We start from the raw sequence: 2,178 nt of genomic DNA, 5'->3' as shown, positions 1-2,178 counted from the left end.
TGGTTTCGAATTGGTAAAGGGGGCTCCCTACCCAATCGAATTTTTTGTTCGGCGTTAAAACGCCTCCTACAACTCGAAACTCCTTAACTTTCAATCTGATAGCTGACGGCTGAAAGTTTCTTTACCCTATCCCCTCGCAACTCGCTAACTTATCGAGTTTCGCTCCGCTCTACCCAACTTACAACTCGGCATTTTTGCGTGAATACATTTTATGTAAGTTCAGCAGTTTATCTTTGAGGCGCTGAGAATAGGTGACGAAATTTGTCAGCGTACCGGCATCTTTTCGGTTGGTATCAGCAAGTAGCATTAATAACTTACGCTGCGCCTGATTCAGATGCAATTGCAATGACCTAGCTGCTTTATCTATTTCGTCATTTTTAGGTTGTTCTAAATTCTCGCTGGTATGGGTGAACAAGGTCAGCGTATCACTCGAAAGTTCGCGGATCATAATCAAAATATCGCTTTCTAATTCTATAAATTGTTCATTCATAATCCGCTTGCTTTCAAACAGATCAATGATGGAATCATGAATTTGGAACAAATAATCAAAGCGGTTAATTTGCAGCATTAACTCTCGTGACTGCTCTTCATCATTGATTTTACTAACAATAGTAGTGAAATAAGTGATGTATTCCTTCTCAACAAAACTGGCATATTCCAAGCGCTTTTGTGCAGTATCTTGAATACCTTTGTAGTTAGTCTCTAAGCTCAGCGTGACCTGATTGTAGTTTTCTTTTAAAAAATTAAGCAGCTGCTGGTTGCCTGATTCTAACTTATCGACGACATGCTGAAACTCTTCATCCTCTTGGTAAGTCGGCAATTCAAGGCGTTCAAAGTCCATTTTTCCTTCACCAAGCAAAAAATCGACAAAGCGCGTAAAGGGGTTAACAAAAGCAATAAAAACTAAACTGGCAACCACATTAAAAATAAAATGAATATTTGCCAGTGCGACAGCGGGATCAAGCGTAATTTCACTTAACTTATCACCAAACAATAAAATGAAAGGCAGAAATAAAAGCACCCCACCCACATTAAACAACAGGTGGCTCAACGCCGCTTTCTTTGCTGCGATATCCATACCAAACACAGAAATCATAGCAGTCGCTGTGGTACCAATATTCGCCCCCATAATAATGGGTACCGCGTTCTCAAGCCCCAAAATACCTTGCTGAGTAAAAACAATGGCAAGCCCTGTAGTCACCGAACTCGACTGCACCATAGCAGTAAATACACAGCCCACTAAAATCGCTAAAAGTGGGTTTTGCGGCTGCGTTAAAATCTCAATTAATGCAGGGTTGTTTTGTAATGGCGCAAGTGATGATGAAATCAGGTTAAGGCTAAAAAAGACAAAACCGAAATAGAAAATCGCCTTACCAAAAATAGAAAAGCGATTGCGAGTCAGCGACAGAAAAAAGCCAATAATAATAATCACAGGAGCAAATACCGTCAGCTTAAAAGCCACCAGCTGAGCCGTTATCGTAGTGCCCACATTTGATCCAAAAATAATACCGACACTATTTTTAAACGTTAACACCCCCGCATTTACCAAGCTTATCGTGATCACCGACGTCGCAGAACTCGATTGAATAAAGGCCGTCACCACAGCACCAATTAACACCCCAAAAATAGGAATGTTAGTCGCGCGACTCAACGATTTACGAAAGCGCTCTCCCGATATACTTTCAATTTCCCGAGAAAAGTTCTCAAGCCCAAAAATAAAAAGGATAATGGCGGTTAGCCCAGCCATGGCTATGTTCAGATTTTCCATTCGCTTATAAAGTGCTGATATTGTTAATCAAGATCGATACAAAAAGTATAGATTTGAGTACCTTATAGCGCAATGATCGAAAACAAAGTAACTGGTTTTAGGGGCGAGTTGCGAGGAACGAGATTCGAGTCGTAGGAGGCGTTTTAACGCCGAACAAAAAAGGAGATATTAGATATCAGTCGTTAGAAGTCAGATTAGATTGTGCCTGCGCATAGTTAAATTGAAATGCTCATCCGTAGGCGTGAAATTTATTTCGCGCGATAAACATAAGAGATTTCAGTCGTAAGCTATCAGTTTAAGAACACATGTTAGCTAGGTGCTAGGTGCTAGGTGCTAGGTGCTAGGTGCTAGGTGCTAGGTGCTACGTGGTAGGTGCTTTGTCTGAGCTCAAGCGTAGTAGCGGCTTCGGC

General features: G+C 41.2%; 1 protein-coding gene. It reads right to left on the bottom strand.

All coding sequences use genetic code 11. The features are described 5' to 3' along the window. Positions 1 to 178: 178 nt before the first annotated feature. Positions 179 to 1,768 carry a Na/Pi cotransporter family protein gene (locus tag CWC28_RS20795; RefSeq protein WP_063700508.1) on the bottom strand — a complete coding sequence of 530 codons (1,590 nt, stop codon included), beginning with the start codon at positions 1,766 to 1,768 and terminating at the stop codon, positions 179 to 181. Positions 1,769 to 2,178 lie beyond the last annotated feature (410 nt).

This window comes from Pseudoalteromonas sp. S4492 (assembly GCF_005886115.1).
GTDB lineage: Bacteria > Pseudomonadota > Gammaproteobacteria > Enterobacterales > Alteromonadaceae > Pseudoalteromonas > Pseudoalteromonas gelatinilytica.
This window is presented reverse-complemented; position numbering and strand designations above follow the sequence as displayed.

Coding starts and splice junctions, on each gene's coding strand:
- CWC28_RS20795 (WP_063700508.1), bottom strand. CDS start 1,768: ATGGAAAATCTGAACATAGCCATGGCTGGGCTAACCGCCATTATCCTT.